Source organism: Dokdonia sinensis, from assembly GCF_003688895.1.
Taxonomy (GTDB): Bacteria; Bacteroidota; Bacteroidia; order Flavobacteriales; family Flavobacteriaceae; genus Dokdonia; species Dokdonia sinensis.
Window position 1 is genome coordinate 1 of record NZ_REFV01000020.1, and the last position, 20,920, is coordinate 20,920.

Below are 20,920 nucleotides of genomic sequence, written 5' to 3' on the forward strand. Positions count from 1 at the left end.
TTGATCTAAATGATGCAAGCGGAGAGTACTTCAAAACTTTGATTTGCTAAATTCCCCAACCTCTCGATTGAGCCCTAATTTTCTTATTTTATGGAGCATTGCGGCCGAAGGTAATTGACCATCAACGTGAGTATAAAGCTAAGTTACCATTTTTATTCCATTCACATCTCAAAAAAGGCGCGTTATCAAATGGTTTTGTAAATTAGCCCGGAATCAATACATGGGTGCGTTATCGAAAGTTTTAAGGGTTTTCAACGTTTGTTAATAATTAAACGGTATGCCGAGAGTACAGTTAGCTCTTATATAGGTTTACTACAAAGATTTCAACAGCATATAGGTTTTCATAGATCCATAAATGACCTTACAAATAAGGAATTGTATAATGAAATTTTAAAATTTATAGAGCAAACTAAATATTCCTATTCTTCCCAAAAACAACTTTTAAGTGCCATACACCTTTTCCTGTCAGAGATTCATAAAAGAAGTTTAGACTTGACACCAGTCTATCCCGTTAGAAGACCCAAATCACTTCCCTTGATTTTATCTGCTCAGCAAGTAAGGGCTATATTAGACGGTTTGTCTAATGAGAAGCACAAAGCAATGTTAGCCACAATTTATGCGTTGGGATTACGTAGCGGAGAACTTACAAATTTAAAATTAGACCATATTCTAAAAGACTCAAAGCTTATCCATATAAAAGCTGCAAAGGGTAATAAAGACCGTATCCTGCCACTACCAGAAAGCTTACGAGAAATATGGAAGCCTTACTACAAAAAGTATAAACCTAAGGAATATCTCTTTGAAGGTCAGAAAGGTGGGAAATATACATCAAATAGTCTTTTATTGGTCTTTAAGAAAGCGTGTAAAAATGCTGGGGTACCTTCAGGACATACGGTGCATAGTTTGAGACACGCCTATGCTACACACTTATTTGATAGGGGTACAGATATAAGAATGATCCAAAAGCTTTTGGGTCACGATAACATCAAGACAACCCTCATTTACACCCAAGTCTCAAAACGTTCTATGACTGAGATAAAAAGTCCCCTAGACGATCTTGGTTTATAGGAAATAATAAATTAGTAGCCTGTCGTAATTGATGGTATTCATTAGGAGAATTAACTCACAGCCTCTTTATAGACTTTAAGACAACGCTCCCGCGCCTCTTTGTGGTCTACCATTTTTTCCACGTAGTCATCAGAGTCGTATTCTGGGACAAATTCCTTTATGTACTCGCGCTGTTTATCAAATTTATCTATCTGCGTCATAGGATTAAAAATCCTAAAGTAAGGCGCGGCATCTACCCCAGAGCCTGCAGCCCATTGCCAGTTACCCACGTTAGAACTCATCTCATAATCCAGTAATTTTTCGGCAAAATAAGCTTCACCCCAGCGCCAGTCTATGAGTAAGTGTTTGCACAGGAAGCTAGCCACGAGCATACGTACACGGTTGTGCATAAAACCAGTAGTATTAAGTTCGCGCATTCCAGCATCTACAAAGGCGTAGCCCGTTTGTCCATTTTTCCACTTTTCAAATTCGTCCTCATTATTGCGCCATTCTATACGATCGTATTTCTTGCGAAAAGCCTCATCTACCGTACGAGGATAATGATAGAGAATTTGCATAAAAAATTCCCGCCAGATGAGTTCGCTCCAAAAGACTTCGTTCGTTTCATTTATAGCCTTACGTACCATCTTACGCACGCTCACAGTGCCAAAACGGAGGTGAGGCCCTAATCGCGAGGTACCATTTTCCTTTGCAGGAAAATTTCGGGTATCTTCATAATTATCTATGAGGGTAGGAGTGACGGTATAATCAGGTACTTTTAACGACGAAGTTTTAAAACCCATATCGCTTAAGGTGACATTGGGCAAACGCGTATTCTTAATAAGGTTATCGAGGTATTGGGAAGTGTAGTGCATCTTAAGATGCTCATCTTCGTCAAAAATTTCCTTCCACTTATTTTTATACGGCGTGTATACTACATAGGCGTCTCCGTCATTTTTTACGACTTCGTCTTTTTCAAAAATGACTTGGTCTTTATATGTCTTAAAATTGATTTCATTTTCAGAAAGTAATTGTTCTATTGCCCCGTCGCGCTCCTTAGCATATGGCTCATAGTCGCGATTTGTAAAAACAGTATCGATCTCATATTGACCTATTAAATCTTTGTAAATCGTCTCTGGTTTTCCATAAAACATCGCAAGTGAACTGTCATGTTCTGCTTGTAGCTCGTCCCGCATTTTCTGAAGTGTGTCAAAAATGAAGGTCACTCTCGCATCATCTTCGGGTAGTTTATCTAAAATCTCTTTGTCAAAAATAAAAATAGGTAGCACAGGCAAATCTGCTTTAAGCGCTGCAAGAAACCCGACGTTATCATCGAGTCTTAAGTCTCTTCTAAACCAGAATATATTTACTTTTTTTTGTTTTGACATTTTGAATCTGTTTTTATTTTTAAAAATAAGAAATGCCTAATAATCTATGATCAGATGTTATTAGGCATTTTGATAAAAGCGGATCTGTTTTAGCTTTGAGCTTTGAGCTGCGTAATGCTTGCCTATGCTTAAAGTTATTTAAAGGTCTTGAGTTCGCTTTCGCGAAAGCGAATACATAATCCTTCAAAGTTTAAAAACTGAAAACCACATCCGTAAAATTGTGAATTTTTAATTTACATTAAGGGTACTCATACCGCCATCTACGCCTAATACTTGTCCTGTAATCCAGCTACTCTCATCTCCTAAAAGGAAGGCAGCAACACTTGCAATATCTTCAGGTTGTCCCACGCGTTTCATAGGGTGGCGGGCATCCATCATATCCTTCTTTTTGTCATTGCTCAAGAGCCTTTCTGCTAGAGGTGTATCAGTAAGGGAAGGCGCGATAACATTTACTCTAATCTTTGGCGCATATTCGGCAGCCAGCGCTTTTGCAAATCCCTCGATGGCACCCTTAGCCGCCGCAACGCTAGTGTGGAAAGGCATCCCAACTTTTACAGCCACGGTACTAAAGAACACCATACTCGCTTGGTCAGATTTTTTAAGATGAGCCATAACCTGATGCACTGTTTTTACAAGGCTTAAAAAGTTAAGCTCCATATCTTCCCTAAAGGTCTCCGTACTCAGCATCTTAAATGGTTTTAGATTTATAGAGCCAGGGCAATATACAAAGCCATCAATGCGCTCTGGTAGCTGACTCAGGTCAAGTTCATCATTTTCGGCATCATATTCTATATGGTCTACCTCCAGATTACCCAATTTTTCGTTAGTTCTTGAGGCGACATAAATATTATGTTTTTCGTTCAAGGTTCGGGCAATTTCAAATCCTATCCCGTGGCTTCCGCCTATTAAAAGTATATTCTTTCTCATATTATGCTAGTATTTCGTGTTTGTGTTTACCGCTATTTTCTTCTTCAGTATTATTATGATAAGTCCCAAAAAGTTCTACGAGTTTATGCTTTCGGTATTCAAAAATTTCGTCCAACTTAGGTTTTACTAAAAAGGGATGTACCCATTGTCCCAAAATGCCTGCAGGGACCTTATAATCTACAATATCTTCCATCTCTACCCCGCCAGGAATTTCTTTTATAAAATGTTTATGATGCCAGAGTGCATATGGACCGTAACGTTGTTCGTCTACAAAGAATTTTTTATGTTCTACACTAGTGATTTCTGTAACCCATTTAGTTTTTATCCCCATAATAGGAGTGACAATATATTGTATGAGTTGTCCAGCATACATAGGTCGGTCTGCTCCAGAAAGGATTTTAAAACCCATGTAATCTGGGGTTATTGTTTTAAGATTTCTAGGGTCCGATAAAAAGTCCCAAGCTTCGTCTACAGATATAGGAAGATTCTGTTTGGAGTGTAGTGTGTAAATTTTCATAAGTATAAAAGTACAATCTATTTGTTTAACAATAAAGTGTGATTAGTTAAACAAAACAGAAATTATGATAGTGTTAGCATAATTTCTTTTCCGCCCTGTGCGATAGATTCATAAATCGCCTCGCAGATAATCATATCCCGTTTTCCCATACTTCCAGGAGCTTTATTTACAGCACCTTTTAAAATGTGCAGGGCAAAATCATCCATTTGCAGTGCTTGCTGACTTTGAGGACCGCTATCTATTACGGTTCCATCAGAGGTTTTTCCCCGGATCACTCCGTAAGAATGAGCTTTGTCCAGTTCTATCCAGCCATTCTCGCAAGATGCAAAAATACGGTCACCTTTAGCATTATGAGAGGTAATGATAGATCCTACGGTGCCGCTCGCAAATTTAAATTGTGCGGTAATTGTCTCATCGGTATCATTATAATAACTCGGGTCCGTACTGAACTCCTGCGCAGTAACAGAGATTGGTAGCTCTTGCGCGGCATAAATAATCCCTTGTATCGCATAGACGCCCATATTAAGAAGGGCCCCGCCACCGGCTAGTGATTTGTCCAGTCTCCATTGGTCAGGATTTCCTCGTGACACATAGCCAGCATCTGCTGTTACCACGTGCGGTTTTCCATATTTCCTAGTAGCAATCATTTCCTTAAACCTGTCTGTCGAGGGTTCAGATTGCATTCTGTATCCTACGCCCAGAGCAACATTTGCATCTGCACAGGCATTGATAATGGCATCACACTCTGCTACAGAGACAGCCATAGGCTTCTCACAAATCACGTGTTTGCCAGCTTTTGCAGCACGTATGCAAAAGTCTGCGTGCATTGCGTTGGGTAGTACGACATATACGATATCTATGTCCTTATTATCCTCTATAGTATCAAAGTCCTCGTAACTATAGCAATTCTTATCAGGGATATTATATTTCTCTTTCCATTGTGGGACTTTCTCGGGACTTCCTGTTACAATACCTGCCAGGTGACAATGTTTTGTTTTAAGAAGACCAGGTCCCAGTTGTCCATTACTATAAGAGCCCAAACCGACTAAAGCAATGCCTAGACTTTTCTTGTTTTGAGGTGTGCAGGCATAGGCCATAGGAATATTACTTGTGAGGGCAATGGCTGCGGCGCCCTTTGCAATATTGGAACTGAATTTACGGCGAGTGATGGGTTTCATAGGTAACAGTCTGTTAATTAGCATAGAAAGTTACAGAAAAACAAGTCTCGGTCGCTTGTTATAAATGTTAGAATTCACTTAAAATCACTTTAGTGATTTTTAGCATCCCTCATCACAACATTGTTCGTCCTTTACTAGCTTACAACTCACAACGGCGAGAAGCGCACCTATAAAAGGAGCGGTAAGATATAGCCATAAGTCCTGTAAATTTCCAGAAAGTAAGGCGGGTCCAAGTGAGCGCGCAGGATTCATAGAGGCTCTGGTCATAGGGCCTGCAAACATTGCTTCTAAGAGTACAACGCTACCTACGGCAATACCTGCTATAATTCCAATTTCCTTTGCTCCAGTAGAGACGTTTATGATAACAAGCATTAGAAAAAACGTGAGTAGCAATTCTAAAACAAATGCTCGATAGGGTTCAAAACCTTCGGCTACTAGCGTAGCGCCCAGCTCCTCACTTGCGGGAAACAGAAACAACAAGATGCTACTAGCGATTATCGCGCCTATACATTGTGCCATAACATACTTAGGTACCTCGCGCCACGAGAATTTTTTTGCGTAAGCAAAGGCTACAGTTACCGCAGGATTAAAGTGCGCCCCAGAAATATCACCAAAGGCATAAATCATTGCCATCACAATAAGTCCCCACGTAATAGCAACTCCAGGATGAGTAACAGCACCTCCCGTAATTTCATTTATGGTCATTGCTCCTGTACCACAGAAAACCATTGCAAAGGTTCCGATAACTTCGGCGATGTAGCGTTTCATTCGTTTAAATTTCAGCAAAGATACAAGCTGCTATATTAAGGTTTTGTTAACAATTAGCAGATTTGTTAATGCTATTTTTGTGGGTATGGGTGCGCTTTCGCGAAAGCGGAATAACATTCACCATCAAACCTTTAAAACACAATACAATGAAAAAATTACTTTTAGTTGCTTTTGTAGCCCTATGTACTGTAGGTGCTCAAGCACAAATCAAAACACCAGCACCGTCTCCATTCCAGAAAATGGAACAGGTAGTTGGACTGACTGACGTTACTGTAGCGTATTCTCGCCCTGGGATGCGTGACAGGACCATTTTTGGCGATTTAGTTCCTTATGGTGCAATGTGGCGTACTGGAGCAAATGCAAACACAACTATCGAATTTTCTACTCCTGTAACAATAGGAGGTAAGGAAGTAAAAGCTGGAAAGTACGCTATTTTTACAAAGCCTATGGAAGATAGCTGGGAAGTTTACTTTTACAGCGATTCTGATAACTGGGGAACTCCTAGTACATGGGATGACAGCAAAGTAGCTGCAGTAGTAAAGGCAGATGTTATTAATCTTCCTATGGGAGTAGAGACTTTTACAATCTCTATAGATGACCTAACAACAGACTCGGCTAATCTTGGGATCATGTGGAGCGATACTTATGTAGCGGTACCATTTAAAACACCAGCAAACGAGACTGTAATGGCACAGATCAAGAAAACAATGGCTGGACCAGCTGCTGGAGACTATTATGCAGCTGCAGTTTATCTAGGTTCTAATGATGTAGATGTAAAACTTGCAAAAGAATATATGGACAAGGCAATGGAAATGACTCCAGAACCTAAGTTCTGGCAACTACGCCAGCAATCATTAATTCTTGCAAAAAATGGAGATAAAAAAGGAGCAATAGAAGCTGCAAAAAAATCTCTTACAGGTGCAAAGGCCGCAGGAAATATGGATTATGTAAAAATGAACGAAGATTCTCTTAAGGAGTGGGGAGTTAAGTAATCTGCTTACTTTTATAGCAACAAGAAACGCCTGCAATTAGTTGCGGGCGTTTCCTATTTATATCGTTTTTACTTGCTCAATGACTTTGATAATTTCTGGCCCGTTTTTAGTACCTACAAAAAACTCATCGTATTTATTATGTGTTTTAATAAGTAGGGCGGGACCAGGTCTTGTATTTAAAAATGTACCCTGTGAACCCCAACGATATCCTATACCAGCGTACCAAGGTAGCTTTACAATCTCGGCCGTACTAAGGTCTAAGTCTTTAATGAGGACTCGCTTCTTAATCCACCCTACACCAAAACTTGCTAGCGCGTAGTGCTCGGTAACTGTAATCGTTAATTTGTAAAAGGGCAAAGACAAAAGCCCGAAAAAAATGAAAATAAAAAACCCCACCTCAATGGGCGCAGGTTTGCTTCCCCAGCCCATATAAGCTGCAAGTAATACCAACGCGGCAATTCCCATCATTAGTAAGGGGAACCAATACATGGACTGTGTTTCTTTATATAAGATGCTTTCTTTCAATATTTAAGCCCTATTTGATTGCGTATTCCGTCCAGAAGCATCATAAGCTGCTTACTTTTTTCAAAAGTCATTATGCTGCTTTCAGTTTTTCCTTGAGCTAGCATCTCTTGACAATGTAGGATCTCATAGTGGTACCCATTCACATTTACAGGAAACTCCTTGAGCGTATTCCTACCTTCTGCGATTACAGTTACAGCAGATGGCTCGTGAAAACGGCTGTTAATGAGCACTTTTCCAAACTCAAGTTCAATAGTGCAAATTGTATCCGTCTTTTCATCTATGGCGCAGTACAATTGAGCAGTTACGTCATTTCCGTAATCTAACACGATGGATACACTATGATCTACACCAGTAGGGCCCAGTTTTCCTTCGGCTTTAATGTTGTCCGTGTATCCTAGCATACTCAATGCGGCAAAAACGGGATATATGCCTACGTCCAGTAAGCTCCCGCCACCTAAACCTTTATTAAATAATCGACCCTCTGGATTATATTCTGGGTCTATCCCGAAGTCTGCTTTAAGGGATTTTATTTTTCCCAAGTTTCCAGAGTGTACGGTTTCTAAGGCGTAATTGTAATGCGGTAAGAAATGTGTCCATAACGCTTCCATTAAAAAAAGTTTTTCCGCTTTCGCGAAAGCGCACATCTCGGCAACCTCCTCCAGATTCATCCCAAATGCCTTCTCGCAAAGCACTGCTTTCTTGTTCTTGAGACAAAGCAACGTATGCTCCTTATGAAACATATGTGGCGTAGCAACATAAATAATATCTACCGCCGAAGATTGCGCAAGCTCTTCATAAGAGCCAAAAGCCTCCAACGCCTCAAACTCCTCACCAAAAGCCTTCGCCTTTTCCAGACTCCGACTTCCTACCGCCTGCAGGATAGCACCTTCTGTCTGTTGTAAATCTTGGGCAAATTTTTCGGCTATGTGACCACAACCTAAAATACCCCAGCGTGTTTCTTTCATACTCATTTTATGTCAATTGTGGTTTTTTATCATTGCCTCGCATCCCTGTCTCAAGTAGTATTGCGATGCCCATCACTACCGCACAGCCAAATAGGTTAAGCCATAAGTACGGCATCCAGTCACCAAAATATCCTGCCAAAACAATAGCTTGAGTGATAAGCGCAGCGATAAAAACCGCATTACTACGTACATATTTCACAAAGAAAGCAAGTAAAAAGATTCCAAGGATATTCCCATAAAATATGGATCCTATAATATTTACCAGCTGAATCAAATTCTCAAAAAGACTGGCTGTACAGGCAACTACTATGGCAAGAATTCCCCACATTAATGTGAAGCCTTTAGTCGCTTTTACATAGTGGTCTTCATCTTTATCACCACGCACGTTCCGCTTGTAGAGATCAATTGCTGTGGTAGAACCCAGTGCATTAAGCTCTGAGGCGGTAGATGACATTGCGGCACTTAGGATGACCGCGAGTAAAAGGCCTATCAAGCCATTAGGCAGGTTGTTGAGGATAAAGTGTATGAAAACATAATCCTTATCGTTGTTTTCTACCTCTGGACTTGCCCTTGCAATGATTTCTTTAGCTTTTTCGCGTAGTCTTCTGTCCTCTTGTTGGTAAGTGGTGACGTAGGATTTTGTTTCTCCATTCTCGATATAACTGTCATTATCAGGATTGTCTATGTATCCGAGGGCTGCGTATTTTTGAAGGTTTTGCACCTTCGATAATTCCTTCTGCACTGTTTGATATTCTGCCGAGTAGGAGGAGGATAGCACAGCCTCTTCAGCAGCAGGATTAAAGTGGAGTGGCGCACTATTAAATTGATAAAATACAAACACCATCACGCCAACTAAGAGAATAAAAAACTGCATTGGTATTTTAAGCGCTCCGTTAAAAAGGAGTCCCATTTGCATTTCGCGTACATTTTTTCCAGAAAGGTAGCGTTGCACCTGGCTCTGGTCTGTACCGAAGTAGGAAAGCATTAAGAAAGTTCCTCCTATGAGCCCGCTCCAGACCGTATATCGATTATTAAAGTCAAAAGAAAAATCCAGCAACTGCATCTTGTCTGCCGCACCTGCGATGCTCAAAGCATTTGTAAAACTAATGTCATCCGGAAGTTTATCGAGAATGATATAAAAGGCTATAAACATCCCTAAGAAAATCACTGCCATTTGTTGTTTTTGTGTAGTGCTTACCGCTTTTGTACCTCCAGAAACAGTATATACAATAACCACTATCCCAATGATAATATTAAGCATAGTAAGATTCCATCCCAATACTGCAGAGAGTATAATTGCGGGGGCATAAATGGTAATCCCCGCAGCCAGACTACGCTGTATTAAGAAGAGCGTCGCGGCAAGTGTACGTGTTTTGAGGTCAAATCTGCTTTCCAGGTATTCATAAGCAGTGTACACCTTGAGTCTATGGTAAATAGGAATAAAGACCATACAGATAATGACCATCGCAATAGGAAGCCCAAAATAAAACTGTACAAACCCCATCCCGCTATAAAATCCTTGCCCTGTAGTAGAGAGAAACGTAATAGCACTAGCTTGCGTCGCCATTACTGAGAGTCCTACCGTCCACCATTTTGAAGTATTCCCGCCACGTATGTAATCTTCTACATTTTTACTCCCCTGCGTTTTATACACTCCGTAGAGTACAATAAATACTAAAGTCGCGCCTAGAACAATCCAATCAATTAACTGCATAAACTAGATTATCTAAAGGAGTTCATTAAAAAGTAGAAAATCACTAAATATGCCACGTTCACAAGAAGTATCACCGTGTAGCTCTTTTTCCAAATATATTTCTCTGGCTTCTCCATAAACCTATTGTTTGATTCTTTCCTGTTTCTCTTTACCAACAGAAAGCATATTTGCAAACAGTTTATAAGCTCCAGAAACCCCAGCAGGCAATTCTCTAAAGAAACTGATACCTGTATAGATATACTGCCCTTTTCCGTATGGTGCGATGAGGAGACTACCATCTTTTGCAGTTTCACCTTTATCGTTCATAGAGAGGATTGGGGTGTATTCGTCTGCCCATTCGTCTGGAAAATAAAGGCCGCGCTCTTGTGTCCAGCCTTCAAAGTCTTTTTCAGTCAATTTGTTTGGGAAATTTACAAGTGGATGGTCTTTAGCAAGAATCCGTACTTCGCTATTTTCATCAGTAACTCTGTCACGGGATAGGCTCAACTCGTAAGGTGCCCCGATTTTTGTATCGCCCCAGCGACCGCTAGTGTTGTATTGAGCGATGAGCGTCCCGCCGTTTTCTACATAGTCTAGAAGTAGCGGTTGTTTGGTTTGCATTTCTTCTACCACATTGTATGCACGAATTCCTACAACCACTGCGTCAAACTGAGACAGTAGCTCTGGCGTGATGGTTTTTGGGTCCAGCGTTGCAACTTGGTAACCTATTTGCTCCAGATTTTCTGGCACTGCATCGCCAGCACCCTGAATGTAGCCTATGTAGTTTCCTTCACGTTTGATGTCTAGTCGCACTACCTTTGCCTTTGATGGTAAGAATAAGGTTTGTAATGGGATATGATCATAGTCTATTTGCACCATCTCGCGGTTAAAATCCTCGCCGTTGTACGTTACTCTTGGGATGATAAAACCTTCGTTCTCCCCAGCGGGCGGCGTTACTTCAAAAATAACTTCCTTGGATTCATTCTTATTTTCAATAGAAATATCAAAACTTTCAGGTTGTATCGTCCATCCCGCCGAATGGTCCAAAAAGACCTTTCCTTTTAAGTTTGCAGTATGAGCGGTTATTGTTATGGGGATCTTTTTGGGTGCCGCTTTCGCGAAAATAAAAATCTTAGAGTCCACCTTTGCCGAAACAGCAGGCACAATTTCAAACGGTTCGTACACTTCGCCTTTTACGCGGTCGTTGTATTTGTAAACTATTGGCTTCTCAATTGAAATGGGGACTCCAGCGACAGTCAAATCAAAACGAACGGTATTTGTAACAGGAGTTTCTGGCTTTCCTATGAGTCTGCGGTCTTCCACATTATACATTCCTAGCGTTCCCTCTTCACGTAACCAATACGCCGAGGTCATTTTAAAATCTGAATCCACCACAAACTTCGCCGAAGTATTTTCGGCTTCATTATTTGAGAGTGAGGTGCTCCAGCTAATCGTTTGATTGTTAGGAGTGATTACCGCCTTATTTATAGCAATATTTGCATCGCTGCGATTTATAGCTTCTATATTTAAAGTGATTTCGTCACCCTCGGTTGCCATTGCGATATCTGATGCTGCCTCGAGATATAATCCTGAACAAGCAATGATGAGGTCCTGTATTTCTTGACTCTTAATCGCCTTCCAATGGGCATCTTCTATTTTTTGAACTGCAGTATATGCTTGCGCTAAAGCCGAAACACTTTTCGCTGGATTCTTAAAATCATAATTGGCGATGATGTTGTTCATAATTGTTTGAACCGTTGCACCACCTTTTACGCGATTCCAAGAAGTATCTATACCTTCAAAGATGTCGTTTGTTTTTGGCATCTCGCCACGAAGTAATTCGAAGTAGGTCTCATCGCTACCACGTCTTCCCGTATTTCCAAATCCTTGCGATTTATGCTGGCTCCGACTCAACGCCGAAATTTCTGTGTTGGACAATCCGTAAGCAGGGTAGTAGGTACCTACGTCTATATTTACGAGCTTAGACTTGTCTGCTTTTTCAAAGTTCTCTCTACTACCGTAAAACCACCAAGAGGTATTGAAGAACTGGCGACTGGGTTGCCACGTTTGAGTGTATTCTAATTGCTTTGGATATTTAGAAGCATCGCCTGCGAGGTCATAGGCTTCTACACTGAGCATTGCGCTTGAAGTATGGTGACCGTGTGTACTTCCCGGAGACCGATGGTCAAAACGGTTTATGATGACATCTGGTTTAAATGTGCGTATGGCCCAAACAACATCTCCGAGAACTTCGTCTTTGTTCCAGATAGCGAGGGTCTCGTCAGGATGTTTGGAGTACCCAAAATCGTTTGCTCTTGTAAATCGTTGTTCTCCGCCGTCGGTGGCTCTCGCAGCAAGCAGCTCCTGTGTTCGAATGATACCAAGAAGTTCTCTTAGCTCTGGACCTATGATATTTTGTCCTCCATCGCCTCTTGTTAAAGAAAGATAAGCTGTTCTTGCTTTTACCGTATTTGCAAAATAGGAGATCGCCGTAGTGTTCTCATCATCTGGATGTGCCGCCACATATAAGACAGAGCCTAAGAAATTAAGCTTTTTGATGTCCTCATAGATTTTGGAAGCAGTAGGTTTTTTAGGTTTTAATGTGATTCCCTGAGCGGAAATTTTCGCGAAAGCGAAACAAAGAAATAGAACAGTGAGTAGTGTGGATTTACGCATCGAATTTGAGTAAAATGAATCTTCTCAAATATACCCAAAATGGCTCCTAGCATCATTCCTTTAGTGTTTCTTTAACATTTTCTGAGTTCTCCTGTTGGGCGTCGCTCAGGGTATCTTCTGTTTCTTCTATAAAGCTGGTGCGCACACCATCTTGTACTATGGTGACTCCTTTCTGGAGTAACAAACTATTAGGGTAAGTATGAAGTCCACCGTCTTCTGTAATGAGGTTCGTATGAAAGGCTTTGATGTCCTCAATAACTGCGATAATAGGGAAATCCTTATCGTGTATTTTGATCCTGTCGCCTATTTTGTAAGGTAGGGTAAAGAAAATAATTACACCACTAGTCATATTGCTAAGCACAGACCATTGTGCAAAAAAACCTACACCGATTATTGCAAAAACAGATGATGCTACCACCCCTAGGTCTCTGGCCTCAAGACTCCATATATAAAATGCAAACGGACTTGTGAGAAGAATTAGTGCAAAATCCACATATTTCATAATGAGGTTTGCGCGTTTTGCAACTTTGTTTTTGCGTTCGGAAAATCGTTTTACAAAATAAGTGATTATAATCCTGATGACAATCAGAATCCCTATTAGAATCAGGGTCTGAACGATTTGGTGTTTATAATTGTCAAGCATATATGAATGTTATTCTAATCCTAGTTCTTTACGTAGCGGTGCATCTGCATTGCTATTTTTGCCCCAGTAAGCACTTTTTATGGTTTTGAAAGCTGTGGCGGTGGTCTTGAGCTGTTTTGCATTGTTCCCAAAACCGCTCTTAAATGTCTCTTCCCAACCCGTTATGGCGTAGGGAAATTCTGGAGTAAAGGTAATCGAAAGTGTACGTCCAAGCGTAGGAAATTGTAACGTATAGTTGCCTTCTGTCCGGGTTGCTTTTGCAGGGTATGCTTGTAAGGTAACGTGTTTCATACGAACAAATGCCAAATCTGGAATGGCCTCAAACTCTCCAACAGGTAACTCCTGTGGATTGATACGTAACTGTGTCCAGACTTCATTTTCTAGTACTGCTTTGGGAAGGTTGAAATCTTGATCTGCCTCACCTTGAAAATAGGAGTGAGACATCACTTCAAAGTCATCTCGATTGTTGAGCTGAGCGTATACGTGACCGCACCATTCCTGCATACTCTGCGATACTTTTATGGCGTGGCGTTTTTCATTTACTGGATAGAAGGTGCTCGTCATTACTGAGTAGGGATAAATACCCGTATTAAAATTTTTAGTGGCGTTAAGTTTGAGAACTGGTATATTGTTTTTGTTGTTTTGATCTGCTTTTACTTGTTCTTTAGGTAAAAAGTCTTCTGTTACATAGATTAGGGCAGCGGTGCCTTCTCTTAGCTCTCCGTAACGAGCCTGTGACAGTCTATAAGAGGTGATTTCTGCTTCACCCGCATACCAGTAGTCTTTAAATTCTTGGGAGAGGTTTCTAGGTTGAGCGGAGGACTCATCGTATGTTGCTTCATTGTTGTCATTTACGGCCATATCGTCCTTGACAACTTTTTCATTACAACTCATAGTAGCAATAAGAATAAACGCTAAGGGGAGGAACAGGGAAATAGAGCGACCTGTTTTCGGTTCTAATAGAGGAAATAACATAAGAGTAATTTTAATTTAAAATTAGAAAATTTAATGCGGAAGTACGTTAAAGCAATGCAAATCTTATGAATTCAAACCAATTCTAATAGGTGTAGTTTTAAGAGGATGTGCGGGAGTCTTTAAATTACAAAAGCCATATCCCTGTACAAAGTACCTAGATATGGCTTTTTAGAAATTGTGTTACCGGTAAACCCTTGAAGTTTTACAATGGGAATATTAGTACCCATACCGTGCAATTTCCAGTAAAATGAAGTAATCGTGTCTTAATAATCATCGATTTACCTCACATAGTGTTTGCTCCTACTTAAGGTTGTTTGAATACTGAGGTTTATAATTTCTCAAGATTCTAGCTTGTGCAGCGGGCCTTGTTAGTAGCTTGCAAACGTAAATTTTAAATGGATTACCCGAATTTAAAATTTTGATACGTTTACTTTGGTTAGTAATGATTTTGTTTATTACTACGTTAAAGATAGGAAAAAAAGAGATTCAAATTTGATAAATGTAATAATTTAATAATCAACAGGTTATAAACTATAGTTATTAACTTTTGTTCATAAAAAAAGCCCCACGTGGGTGGAGCTTTTATATAGTGACGGTCTGTTATTTACGTACTTCCTTAATACGTGCTTTCTTACCAGTAAGCTCTCTAAAGTAGTAGATACGGGCTCTACGAACTTTACCACGCTTGTTCACTTCGATTTTTTGGATCGTAGGAAGGTTGATCGGGAATACACGCTCAACACCTACGGTTCCAGACATTTTTCTAATGGTAAAAGTCTGAGTTTTTCCAGCACCTCTTCTTTGGATTACTGTTCCTCTAAAGAACTGTGTACGGCTCTTTTCTCCTTCACGGATTTCGTAATACACCGTGATAGTATCTCCTGCGCTAAAAGCTGGGAAATCATTTTGCTTGATAAATTCGTCTTGTACAAATTTTACTAAATCTTCCATCGTTGTGGATTTTAATGTTTTTGGTTAGGACAACGTTCACGCATATCGTCAGAGGTTATCATAAGCGGATGCAAAAATAATGTTTTTTCTATTAACTACAATTGCTTCTCCATTAATTTTAAGAAAATATGCAATTGTTGCAATGCGTCTAAGTACTGATAATTAATTCATTTTTGCCTTTAGTGAATTCACTTCTTTTTGAAGTTCTTTAATTTTTTCGTTTTGTTCCTTCATAGCGTTAATCAAAACAGGAATTAAGGCGGTATAGTCGACAGCATAAAATTCCGTATCTGGAATGGTTGTTACAACTTCGGGAATTATCTCTTTCATTTCTTGGGCAATAACTCCCAAATGTTCGGTGCCATCTGGACTATTCTTATAATTGTAACGGTACGTTGGTATTTTTAAAAGCTCATCAATACCATAATTTAAAAGTTTAAAATTCTCTTTTAGTCTTTGGTCTGAGGCCATTGATATAGAATTATAGTAGAATATGTCCTCCCCGTGAATATTATCCCAAATGTTTGTAGCGTCGCCAAGGTCAAGAAGTCTTGATGCAGCTGGCAAGATGGCATCATTTGTCATATGAAACCTCTGTAAGGTTGCAAAACCAAAAGAGATACTACCCATAGCATCATTATTTTCAAAGTAAAATCGGTTATTTGTACCATCACGGTACATAAACATCTCAGATGTGAAATTGTCTTGTTCAAAAAATATTCCAGAATATCCCTGATTATTCGTATCAATGGTCAATGGGATGTTGGTGGTATTAGACAGGCTCATTCTTCCATCACCTAATATTCTTGAATAATTTAATGCGCTATTTGAGAACGTCAAACTCCGATTATTCAGTGTAACTGTTCTATTTGCGAGGAGGCTACCATCTTCGGTGTATATATTTCTTAGAAATGGAGTCCAAGTAGAAGTGCCATTGTCCCAATAATAGTATCCAACAGGAAAACCTGCTATTGCTGTTGTGAGATACACCACCATCGAATTTTGATTCACTCCTGGAGCGGTGCCTGGAAATGCGTCTATACGAGGTATAAGAAGACCATCATTTAAGTCAGGACTAGCGGGATTTGATGCCACTACATCAAGTGTAGACTGTGGGTCAATGGTATTAATACCTACCTGTGAATAACAAGTGATTGCCAGCATAGTGGTGGCAATCATTGTAAAGTAATATTTCATGATTTGGGATCTTTAACTAATCGCAAATATAATATAAATTGCTTTGATTTAAATTGCCATATCGGATATAACGCGATTATAGTAAGTAAGTTATGGCTGTAAGTTCATTCGATTAGTGCAAGAGAAAATTCAAATTTAGATTTTTCTATCTCCACCCCTACTTCTTAAATATAGGAATCAAATAAGACAAAGAATATCCATAACCTACGGCAAAAGCACTCTCGTCTGTAGTCTTCCCAAATCCAGGAATGTGCAAGACCTCAAACCCGTCTGGTTCTTTGATGGTAATACTTCGTTTAAGCTGCACATTTGCTCCAAGATAAAGATTGTGAAAAAGCTCGACCTGAACTCCCAAATGAAATTCGAGCCAAGTGGCATTGAGGTCATTAAATTCTCGGGAATCTGTACGAATGTCATCACCAAAAAGCGGATTGGTCGTATAAATCGTGTACGAGTTCAACTCTTGATTAAATGTAGAAAAACCACCGCGTACCCCAGCGTAAATAAGGTTGTTCATCCCAAACCAATTCTCGTAGGCATTATAATTAAATCCTGCTTTGATGTAACTACCACTTGCGGTACTGTTTAAATTAGGAAGGTCTGTTGTACGTTGTTCGTTACCTATTTCTGCGGCTAGATAATGTTTTTTTGTGATTCGGAAATCTCCAGCCACTTCAAAGCCCGTGTAGTCGTCATCTAGACCACTACGTACTAACTTTGAAAGGTCTATACCTACACGCAGCCCATAATAATCTGTTTTTGTAGGAATCGAGTCTTGAGGGCGCGCATCTTGTGCCTGTACAGCACAACTATACAACCCAAAATATAGACTAATGAAAAATACGAATATGTGCTGTGGTCTCATTGTCTATAGTAATATTATCAATAATAAGGTCTTGAATCCAAAACCCATCTGGCTGTGGACTAAGGGATTCGCCTAGGGCGTCGTAAGTTATCCTAAAACCACAGGCCTTACTCACGTAATCTTCCTCCCGTTCGTATATAAATGTAATAAGATCTTCATTTGAAATATCTTCAGTATCCGTTTCTCCAGTTGCGTTAAGCACAAAGCGAAAAGCCGTCTGGTCCACATCTGTACGCAACGGTATAGCAATACTATCCGAATTAAATAGCAAGCCACTTTCCTGATCACTTTCGGCGATGCCTAGGTTTGTTGGGACTTTGAATTCGCTGGGATTGTCAAAGTCGTAAAAGCGAATAATAAGCAACGGAGTAGTGGGCGTGCTTTCTGCACAAATGTCATCACGCTCGCAGGAGGAGCTCAAAATGCTCAAACTAAAAATAACGCCATATAGAATCTTTCTCATATTATTCCGCAACGAGTTTTGTGAGAATTTCTGTTGTAATAGATTCGCTGGGGCGATATTCAAATCCAGAGTTTACGATTTCTCCTTTTTTATTAATAATGGTGTATGTAGGAAAACCTTGGAGATTTATTTGCTTGAAAATGGGTTTACTCTCTTCTTTGTTTAGAAAATAATGCTTCCCCTTTACTTTGTATTGAGCGATGGAAGGCTTCCAAAGTTTCTCATCAGACTGATGGCATAAATAAACAAACTCCACATCATCTTCAAATTTTTCTTTTAACGCCGGAGTCGCTTCCTTAAACTCTTGTTTGCAAGGCCCACACCAAGTTGCCCAATTATCAATAAAAACGACCTTGCCATTTGCATTTGCAATAATTTCCTGAATGAAATCCTCAGAGTTTTCAGATTTGAAAGATAATAATTCCGAACCTTCAGGTAAAACTGGATTGTCTAAAAGATCTTTCACGCTACCGTACTTTCGTGCGAGGGATTTTTCAAAAATACTTTCTGAAAAAAGCGTGTCAAACTTACCTCTATGCTTCTCATAATACGTTACACTATTATTCGATAACATTCCTTGCACATATTGATTTGCAACTAATTGAGCAAGCAGTTTATTTTTTGAAGCAACGGCATCAATTTTTTTGAAATATACAGAATCTCTTTTTTCAGGACGCTTTAACTCTTCTGGTGATAGGGCGTTCTGTATGTCTGTATTTATCTGGTAGCCATAATAACGTATATAGTCTGAAGATAAGGTGTTGTTAACTAGGTCTTTCTCAGTAAAAGATACAGGAGTCATTGCTTCTTTAAAAAAATTGTCATCCACTTTTACAAACTGTCGTGTAAACATATTGTGCAAAGGAATGTAGGCAAGGAGCTTTGCGTTTTTAGCAAATTTCTTTTCTGTTTCCAGCCAGTTTTTAAAGAAAGGACTAGGATTGTTTTCTTTAATAAAGGCATCAATTTTTGTATCCTTTACGATGTATAAAGAATCTAAATAGTTCTTATAGGCTTCAGGTTTTCCAGATCTAATAATGGTTTCATTTCTCGTGTAATCTTCTGGAAACAGCGATTTGTAATTTAAAAGCATCCTGTTATCGGCTGCGTTTGCGCCTTTGAAGTCAATATTTTCTTTAAAAACCTCTTCCTCATTAAAACTATTATCAAAGTTCACAGTCACAGTCTCCCCTGGTGTGATAAAAAGTTCGAACCCTTGGTTATGATATACATATACTTGCTGCGGGACCGTTGTGTTTAACTCAAATGTAAATTGCCCTGTGAGTGAATCAATTACTGCAGTTTCCTCAACATAATCCCCCGCAATATAATTTGGATAACTTAGGTGAATGGTTGTTCCGTATTCAGAAAACTTTCCATTTTTAATAGTGCCTTCAATAACGGTTTTTTGAGTTAGAGATGGCTCGTTTTCCATCTTATCGCTCTTACAGGAAAATAGCAGTAGTACTAAAACAGGTAAAAACAGATGTCTTAAATAGTTCATATACGTATTCATTTATTTTATCTCTTCTCCAGCAACACTACATTTTCCACGTGATGCGTTTGCGGGAACATATCTACAGGTTGTACTCGGGTTACTTTGTATGTCTCATCTAGTAACGCTAGGTCCCTCGCTTGTGTTGCGCTGTTGCAACTTACGTAAACGACTTTTTGCGGTGCAATGTTTAAGATTTGTTTAACCACATCGCCGTGCATCCCGTCTCGCGGTGGGTCAGTAATGATTACATCTGGAATCCCGTGAGTATTTATAAATTCTGTATTGAAGACATTTTTCATATCTCCTACATAAAACTCTGTATTTGTAATTCCGTTGCGCTCTGCATTTTCCTTTGCGGCCGTGATGGCGTCTGGAACCGCTTCTACACCGATTACCTTTTTTGCATCTTTTGCCACAAACTGAGCAATGGTACCCGTTCCTGTGTACAAATCGTACACAAGTTCGTCACCTGTGAGTCCTGCAAAATCACGAGTGATCTTATACAATTCATAAGCTTGCGCCGAGTTGGTTTGATAAAAAGACTTAGCGTTTATTTTAAACTTTAAGCCCTCCATTTCTTCAAAAATGTGGTCGCGACCGTGATACACTTCTATTTTCTGGTCATAGATGGTATCGTTTCCTTTACTGTTTATGACATATAATAAGGAAGTGATTTCTGGGAAAGTATCTTTAATGTAATCCATTAACAAGGTGCGCAGGGCAACATCCTCTTTAAAAAATTGCACTAGCACCATTAATTCTCCCGTGCTCGAAGTCCTGATCATTAAAGTGCGCAGTAAGCCTTCTTGATTGCGAGCATTATAAAATGCAAGTCCATTTGTCGTAGCAAATTCTTTGATTCCATTGCGTATGGCGTTGCTGGGGTCACGTTGTAAGTGGCATTTCTCAATATCAAGAATTTTGTCCCACATTCCCGCGATATGAAAACCTAGCGCATTGCGGTCCTCTATAACTTCGTCGCTACGTATCTGGTCCAGCGTAAGCCATTTTGAGTCTGAAAAGCCAAACTCCATTTTGTTGCGATAAAAATACTGTTCGGCGCTACCGGCGATTGGGGTGATTTCTGGAAGCTCTATTTTTCCGAGACGTTTTAGGTTATTTTCAACTTCCTGCTGTTTGTATTCCAGCTGGTATTGATACTCCATATGTTGCCATTTACAGCCACCACAAGCTTCAAAATGCTGACATTGTGGGGTTGTACGCTTTCGCGAAAGCGTAACAACCTCCGTAGCCGTTGCTTCATAGTATGACTTGCGTTTTTTTGTGGTCTGTACGTGTACCACATCTCCAGGAACGGCATTGTTTATAAAGATGACTTTCCCGTCTGGTGCGTGGCCTATGGCTTTACCCTTTGCTCCAGCATCTGTTACTTCAATATTTTCAAATACAACACGATTTTGTTTACGTCTTCCCATAGTGCAAAAATAGCTTCTTTGTATGACAATGGAAATGTAAAAAAACTATATGTAGCGAGGCTAGAACTTTTCAAGTCATTTATACCCATTACTGGGTATTTTATACTTGTTGATTATTTGTATTTTAGAACCTTTTAATACCCCCAACATCATTGGTTCATTTTAAATATTACCTTTTCTTATTCCTTTTTGGCTTTTCTTGCCTTGTTGCGTCTG

19 protein-coding genes are annotated in these 20,920 nt (G+C 39.7%); 2 read left to right on the forward strand and 17 right to left on the reverse strand.

Features of this window, described 5'->3' with window-relative positions; genetic code table 11:
• The first annotated feature begins 258 nt into the window (after positions 1-258).
• Positions 259-1,068 (forward strand): tyrosine-type recombinase/integrase, encoded by an 810-nt coding sequence (locus tag EAX61_RS15200; RefSeq protein ID WP_236642064.1) that lies wholly within the window; start codon positions 259-261, stop codon positions 1,066-1,068.
• A gap of 50 nt (positions 1,069-1,118) precedes the next feature.
• On the opposite strand, the gene EAX61_RS15205 is transcribed toward EAX61_RS15200, so the two are convergent.
• From EAX61_RS15205 to EAX61_RS15225, 5 genes are all read right to left on the reverse strand, one after another.
• Positions 1,119-2,435 carry a cryptochrome/photolyase family protein gene (locus tag EAX61_RS15205; RefSeq protein WP_121918569.1) on the reverse strand — a complete coding sequence of 439 codons (1,317 nt, stop codon included), beginning with the start codon at positions 2,433-2,435 and terminating at the stop codon, positions 1,119-1,121.
• Between the two features lie 228 nt (positions 2,436-2,663).
• Positions 2,664-3,362: an SDR family NAD(P)-dependent oxidoreductase gene (locus EAX61_RS15210; protein ID WP_121918570.1), complete on the reverse strand. Its 699-nt coding sequence runs from the start codon at positions 3,360-3,362 to the stop codon at positions 2,664-2,666.
• Position 3,363: 1 nt separating this feature from the next.
• Positions 3,364-3,879, reverse strand: a complete 516-nt coding sequence (locus EAX61_RS15215) for an SRPBCC family protein (protein ID WP_121918571.1) — start codon at positions 3,877-3,879, stop codon at positions 3,364-3,366.
• A gap of 62 nt (positions 3,880-3,941) precedes the next feature.
• Positions 3,942-5,057 (reverse strand): Gfo/Idh/MocA family protein, encoded by a 1,116-nt coding sequence (locus EAX61_RS15220; RefSeq protein ID WP_121918572.1) that lies wholly within the window; start codon positions 5,055-5,057, stop codon positions 3,942-3,944.
• Between the two features lie 99 nt (positions 5,058-5,156).
• Positions 5,157-5,825 carry an MIP/aquaporin family protein gene (locus EAX61_RS15225; RefSeq protein ID WP_121918573.1) on the reverse strand — a complete coding sequence of 223 codons (669 nt, stop codon included), beginning with the start codon at positions 5,823-5,825 and terminating at the stop codon, positions 5,157-5,159.
• Positions 5,826-5,971: 146 nt separating this feature from the next.
• Between EAX61_RS15225 and EAX61_RS15230 the strand changes: the two genes are divergently transcribed.
• A complete protein-coding gene (locus tag EAX61_RS15230; protein WP_121918574.1) occupies positions 5,972-6,817 on the forward strand; it encodes a DUF2911 domain-containing protein in 846 nt (281 codons plus the stop codon).
• Between the two features lie 57 nt (positions 6,818-6,874).
• Here the strand turns inward: EAX61_RS15230 and EAX61_RS15235 are convergent, their stop codons facing one another.
• The 12 genes from EAX61_RS15235 to rlmD form a co-directional block, all read right to left on the reverse strand.
• The gene (locus tag EAX61_RS15235) at positions 6,875-7,342 is read right to left on the reverse strand and encodes a hypothetical protein (protein ID WP_147448386.1); all 468 of its coding nucleotides are present in this window, start codon (positions 7,340-7,342) and stop codon (positions 6,875-6,877) included.
• Positions 7,339-8,313 carry a Gfo/Idh/MocA family protein gene (locus tag EAX61_RS15240; protein ID WP_236642065.1) on the reverse strand — a complete coding sequence of 325 codons (975 nt, stop codon included), beginning with the start codon at positions 8,311-8,313 and terminating at the stop codon, positions 7,339-7,341. The genes EAX61_RS15235 and EAX61_RS15240 overlap by 4 nt, the downstream gene beginning before the upstream one ends.
• Before the next feature lies 1 nt (position 8,314).
• Positions 8,315-10,021, reverse strand: a complete 1,707-nt coding sequence (locus tag EAX61_RS15245; RefSeq protein WP_121918576.1) for a sodium:solute symporter family protein — start codon at positions 10,019-10,021, stop codon at positions 8,315-8,317.
• Positions 10,022-10,141: 120 nt separating this feature from the next.
• On the reverse strand, positions 10,142-12,676 hold the full coding sequence (locus EAX61_RS15250; RefSeq protein ID WP_121918577.1) for a PIG-L family deacetylase: 2,535 nt from the start codon (positions 12,674-12,676) through the stop codon (positions 10,142-10,144).
• Between the two features lie 52 nt (positions 12,677-12,728).
• The gene (locus EAX61_RS15255; RefSeq protein WP_121918578.1) at positions 12,729-13,319 is read right to left on the reverse strand and encodes a mechanosensitive ion channel domain-containing protein; all 591 of its coding nucleotides are present in this window, start codon (positions 13,317-13,319) and stop codon (positions 12,729-12,731) included.
• Between the two features lie 9 nt (positions 13,320-13,328).
• On the reverse strand, positions 13,329-14,294 hold the full coding sequence (locus tag EAX61_RS15260) for a septum formation inhibitor Maf (protein ID WP_121918579.1): 966 nt from the start codon (positions 14,292-14,294) through the stop codon (positions 13,329-13,331).
• 600 nt (positions 14,295-14,894) lie between these two features.
• A complete protein-coding gene (rplS, locus tag EAX61_RS15265; protein ID WP_121918580.1) occupies positions 14,895-15,245 on the reverse strand; it encodes a 50S ribosomal protein L19 in 351 nt (116 codons plus the stop codon).
• Positions 15,246-15,407: 162 nt separating this feature from the next.
• Entirely contained in the window at positions 15,408-16,442 is a 1,035-nt protein-coding gene (locus EAX61_RS15270) for a tail fiber domain-containing protein (protein WP_121918581.1), read from the reverse strand.
• 157 nt (positions 16,443-16,599) lie between these two features.
• Positions 16,600-17,307, reverse strand: a complete 708-nt coding sequence (locus EAX61_RS15275) for a DUF6048 family protein (protein WP_121918582.1) — start codon at positions 17,305-17,307, stop codon at positions 16,600-16,602.
• The gene (locus tag EAX61_RS15280) at positions 17,273-17,770 is read right to left on the reverse strand and encodes a DUF6452 family protein (protein WP_121918583.1); all 498 of its coding nucleotides are present in this window, start codon (positions 17,768-17,770) and stop codon (positions 17,273-17,275) included. The genes EAX61_RS15275 and EAX61_RS15280 overlap by 35 nt, the downstream gene beginning before the upstream one ends.
• Position 17,771: 1 nt before the next feature.
• Entirely contained in the window at positions 17,772-19,274 is a 1,503-nt protein-coding gene (locus EAX61_RS15285; RefSeq protein ID WP_161555244.1) for a TlpA disulfide reductase family protein, read from the reverse strand.
• Between the two features lie 17 nt (positions 19,275-19,291).
• On the reverse strand, positions 19,292-20,704 hold the full coding sequence (gene rlmD / locus EAX61_RS15290; protein ID WP_121918585.1) for a 23S rRNA (uracil(1939)-C(5))-methyltransferase RlmD: 1,413 nt from the start codon (positions 20,702-20,704) through the stop codon (positions 19,292-19,294).
• Between the last annotated feature and the right edge of the window lie 216 nt (positions 20,705-20,920).

What these genes read in the sequence shown, in the direction of transcription:
- EAX61_RS15205 (WP_121918569.1), bottom strand. Translation starts at nt 2,435, where the DNA reads ATGTCAAAACAAAAAAAAGTAAATATATTCTGGTTTAGAAGAGACTTA.
- EAX61_RS15285 (WP_161555244.1), bottom strand. Translation starts at nt 19,274, where the DNA reads ATGAACTATTTAAGACATCTGTTTTTACCTGTTTTAGTACTACTGCTA.
- EAX61_RS15210 (WP_121918570.1), bottom strand. Translation starts at nt 3,362, where the DNA reads ATGAGAAAGAATATACTTTTAATAGGCGGAAGCCACGGGATAGGATTT.
- EAX61_RS15275 (WP_121918582.1), bottom strand. Translation starts at nt 17,307, where the DNA reads ATGAGACCACAGCACATATTCGTATTTTTCATTAGTCTATATTTTGGG.
- EAX61_RS15240 (WP_236642065.1), bottom strand. Translation starts at nt 8,313, where the DNA reads ATGAGTATGAAAGAAACACGCTGGGGTATTTTAGGTTGTGGTCACATA.
- EAX61_RS15260 (WP_121918579.1), bottom strand. Translation starts at nt 14,294, where the DNA reads ATGTTATTTCCTCTATTAGAACCGAAAACAGGTCGCTCTATTTCCCTG.
- EAX61_RS15220 (WP_121918572.1), bottom strand. Translation starts at nt 5,057, where the DNA reads ATGAAACCCATCACTCGCCGTAAATTCAGTTCCAATATTGCAAAGGGC.
- EAX61_RS15270 (WP_121918581.1), bottom strand. Translation starts at nt 16,442, where the DNA reads ATGAAATATTACTTTACAATGATTGCCACCACTATGCTGGCAATCACT.
- EAX61_RS15250 (WP_121918577.1), bottom strand. Translation starts at nt 12,676, where the DNA reads ATGCGTAAATCCACACTACTCACTGTTCTATTTCTTTGTTTCGCTTTC.
- EAX61_RS15230 (WP_121918574.1), top strand. Translation starts at nt 5,972, where the DNA reads ATGAAAAAATTACTTTTAGTTGCTTTTGTAGCCCTATGTACTGTAGGT.
- EAX61_RS15215 (WP_121918571.1), bottom strand. Translation starts at nt 3,879, where the DNA reads ATGAAAATTTACACACTACACTCCAAACAGAATCTTCCTATATCTGTA.
- rlmD (WP_121918585.1), bottom strand. Translation starts at nt 20,704, where the DNA reads ATGGGAAGACGTAAACAAAATCGTGTTGTATTTGAAAATATTGAAGTA.
- EAX61_RS15225 (WP_121918573.1), bottom strand. Translation starts at nt 5,825, where the DNA reads ATGAAACGCTACATCGCCGAAGTTATCGGAACCTTTGCAATGGTTTTC.
- rplS (WP_121918580.1), bottom strand. Translation starts at nt 15,245, where the DNA reads ATGGAAGATTTAGTAAAATTTGTACAAGACGAATTTATCAAGCAAAAT.
- EAX61_RS15280 (WP_121918583.1), bottom strand. Translation starts at nt 17,770, where the DNA reads ATGAGAAAGATTCTATATGGCGTTATTTTTAGTTTGAGCATTTTGAGC.
- EAX61_RS15245 (WP_121918576.1), bottom strand. Translation starts at nt 10,021, where the DNA reads ATGCAGTTAATTGATTGGATTGTTCTAGGCGCGACTTTAGTATTTATT.
- EAX61_RS15255 (WP_121918578.1), bottom strand. Translation starts at nt 13,319, where the DNA reads ATGCTTGACAATTATAAACACCAAATCGTTCAGACCCTGATTCTAATA.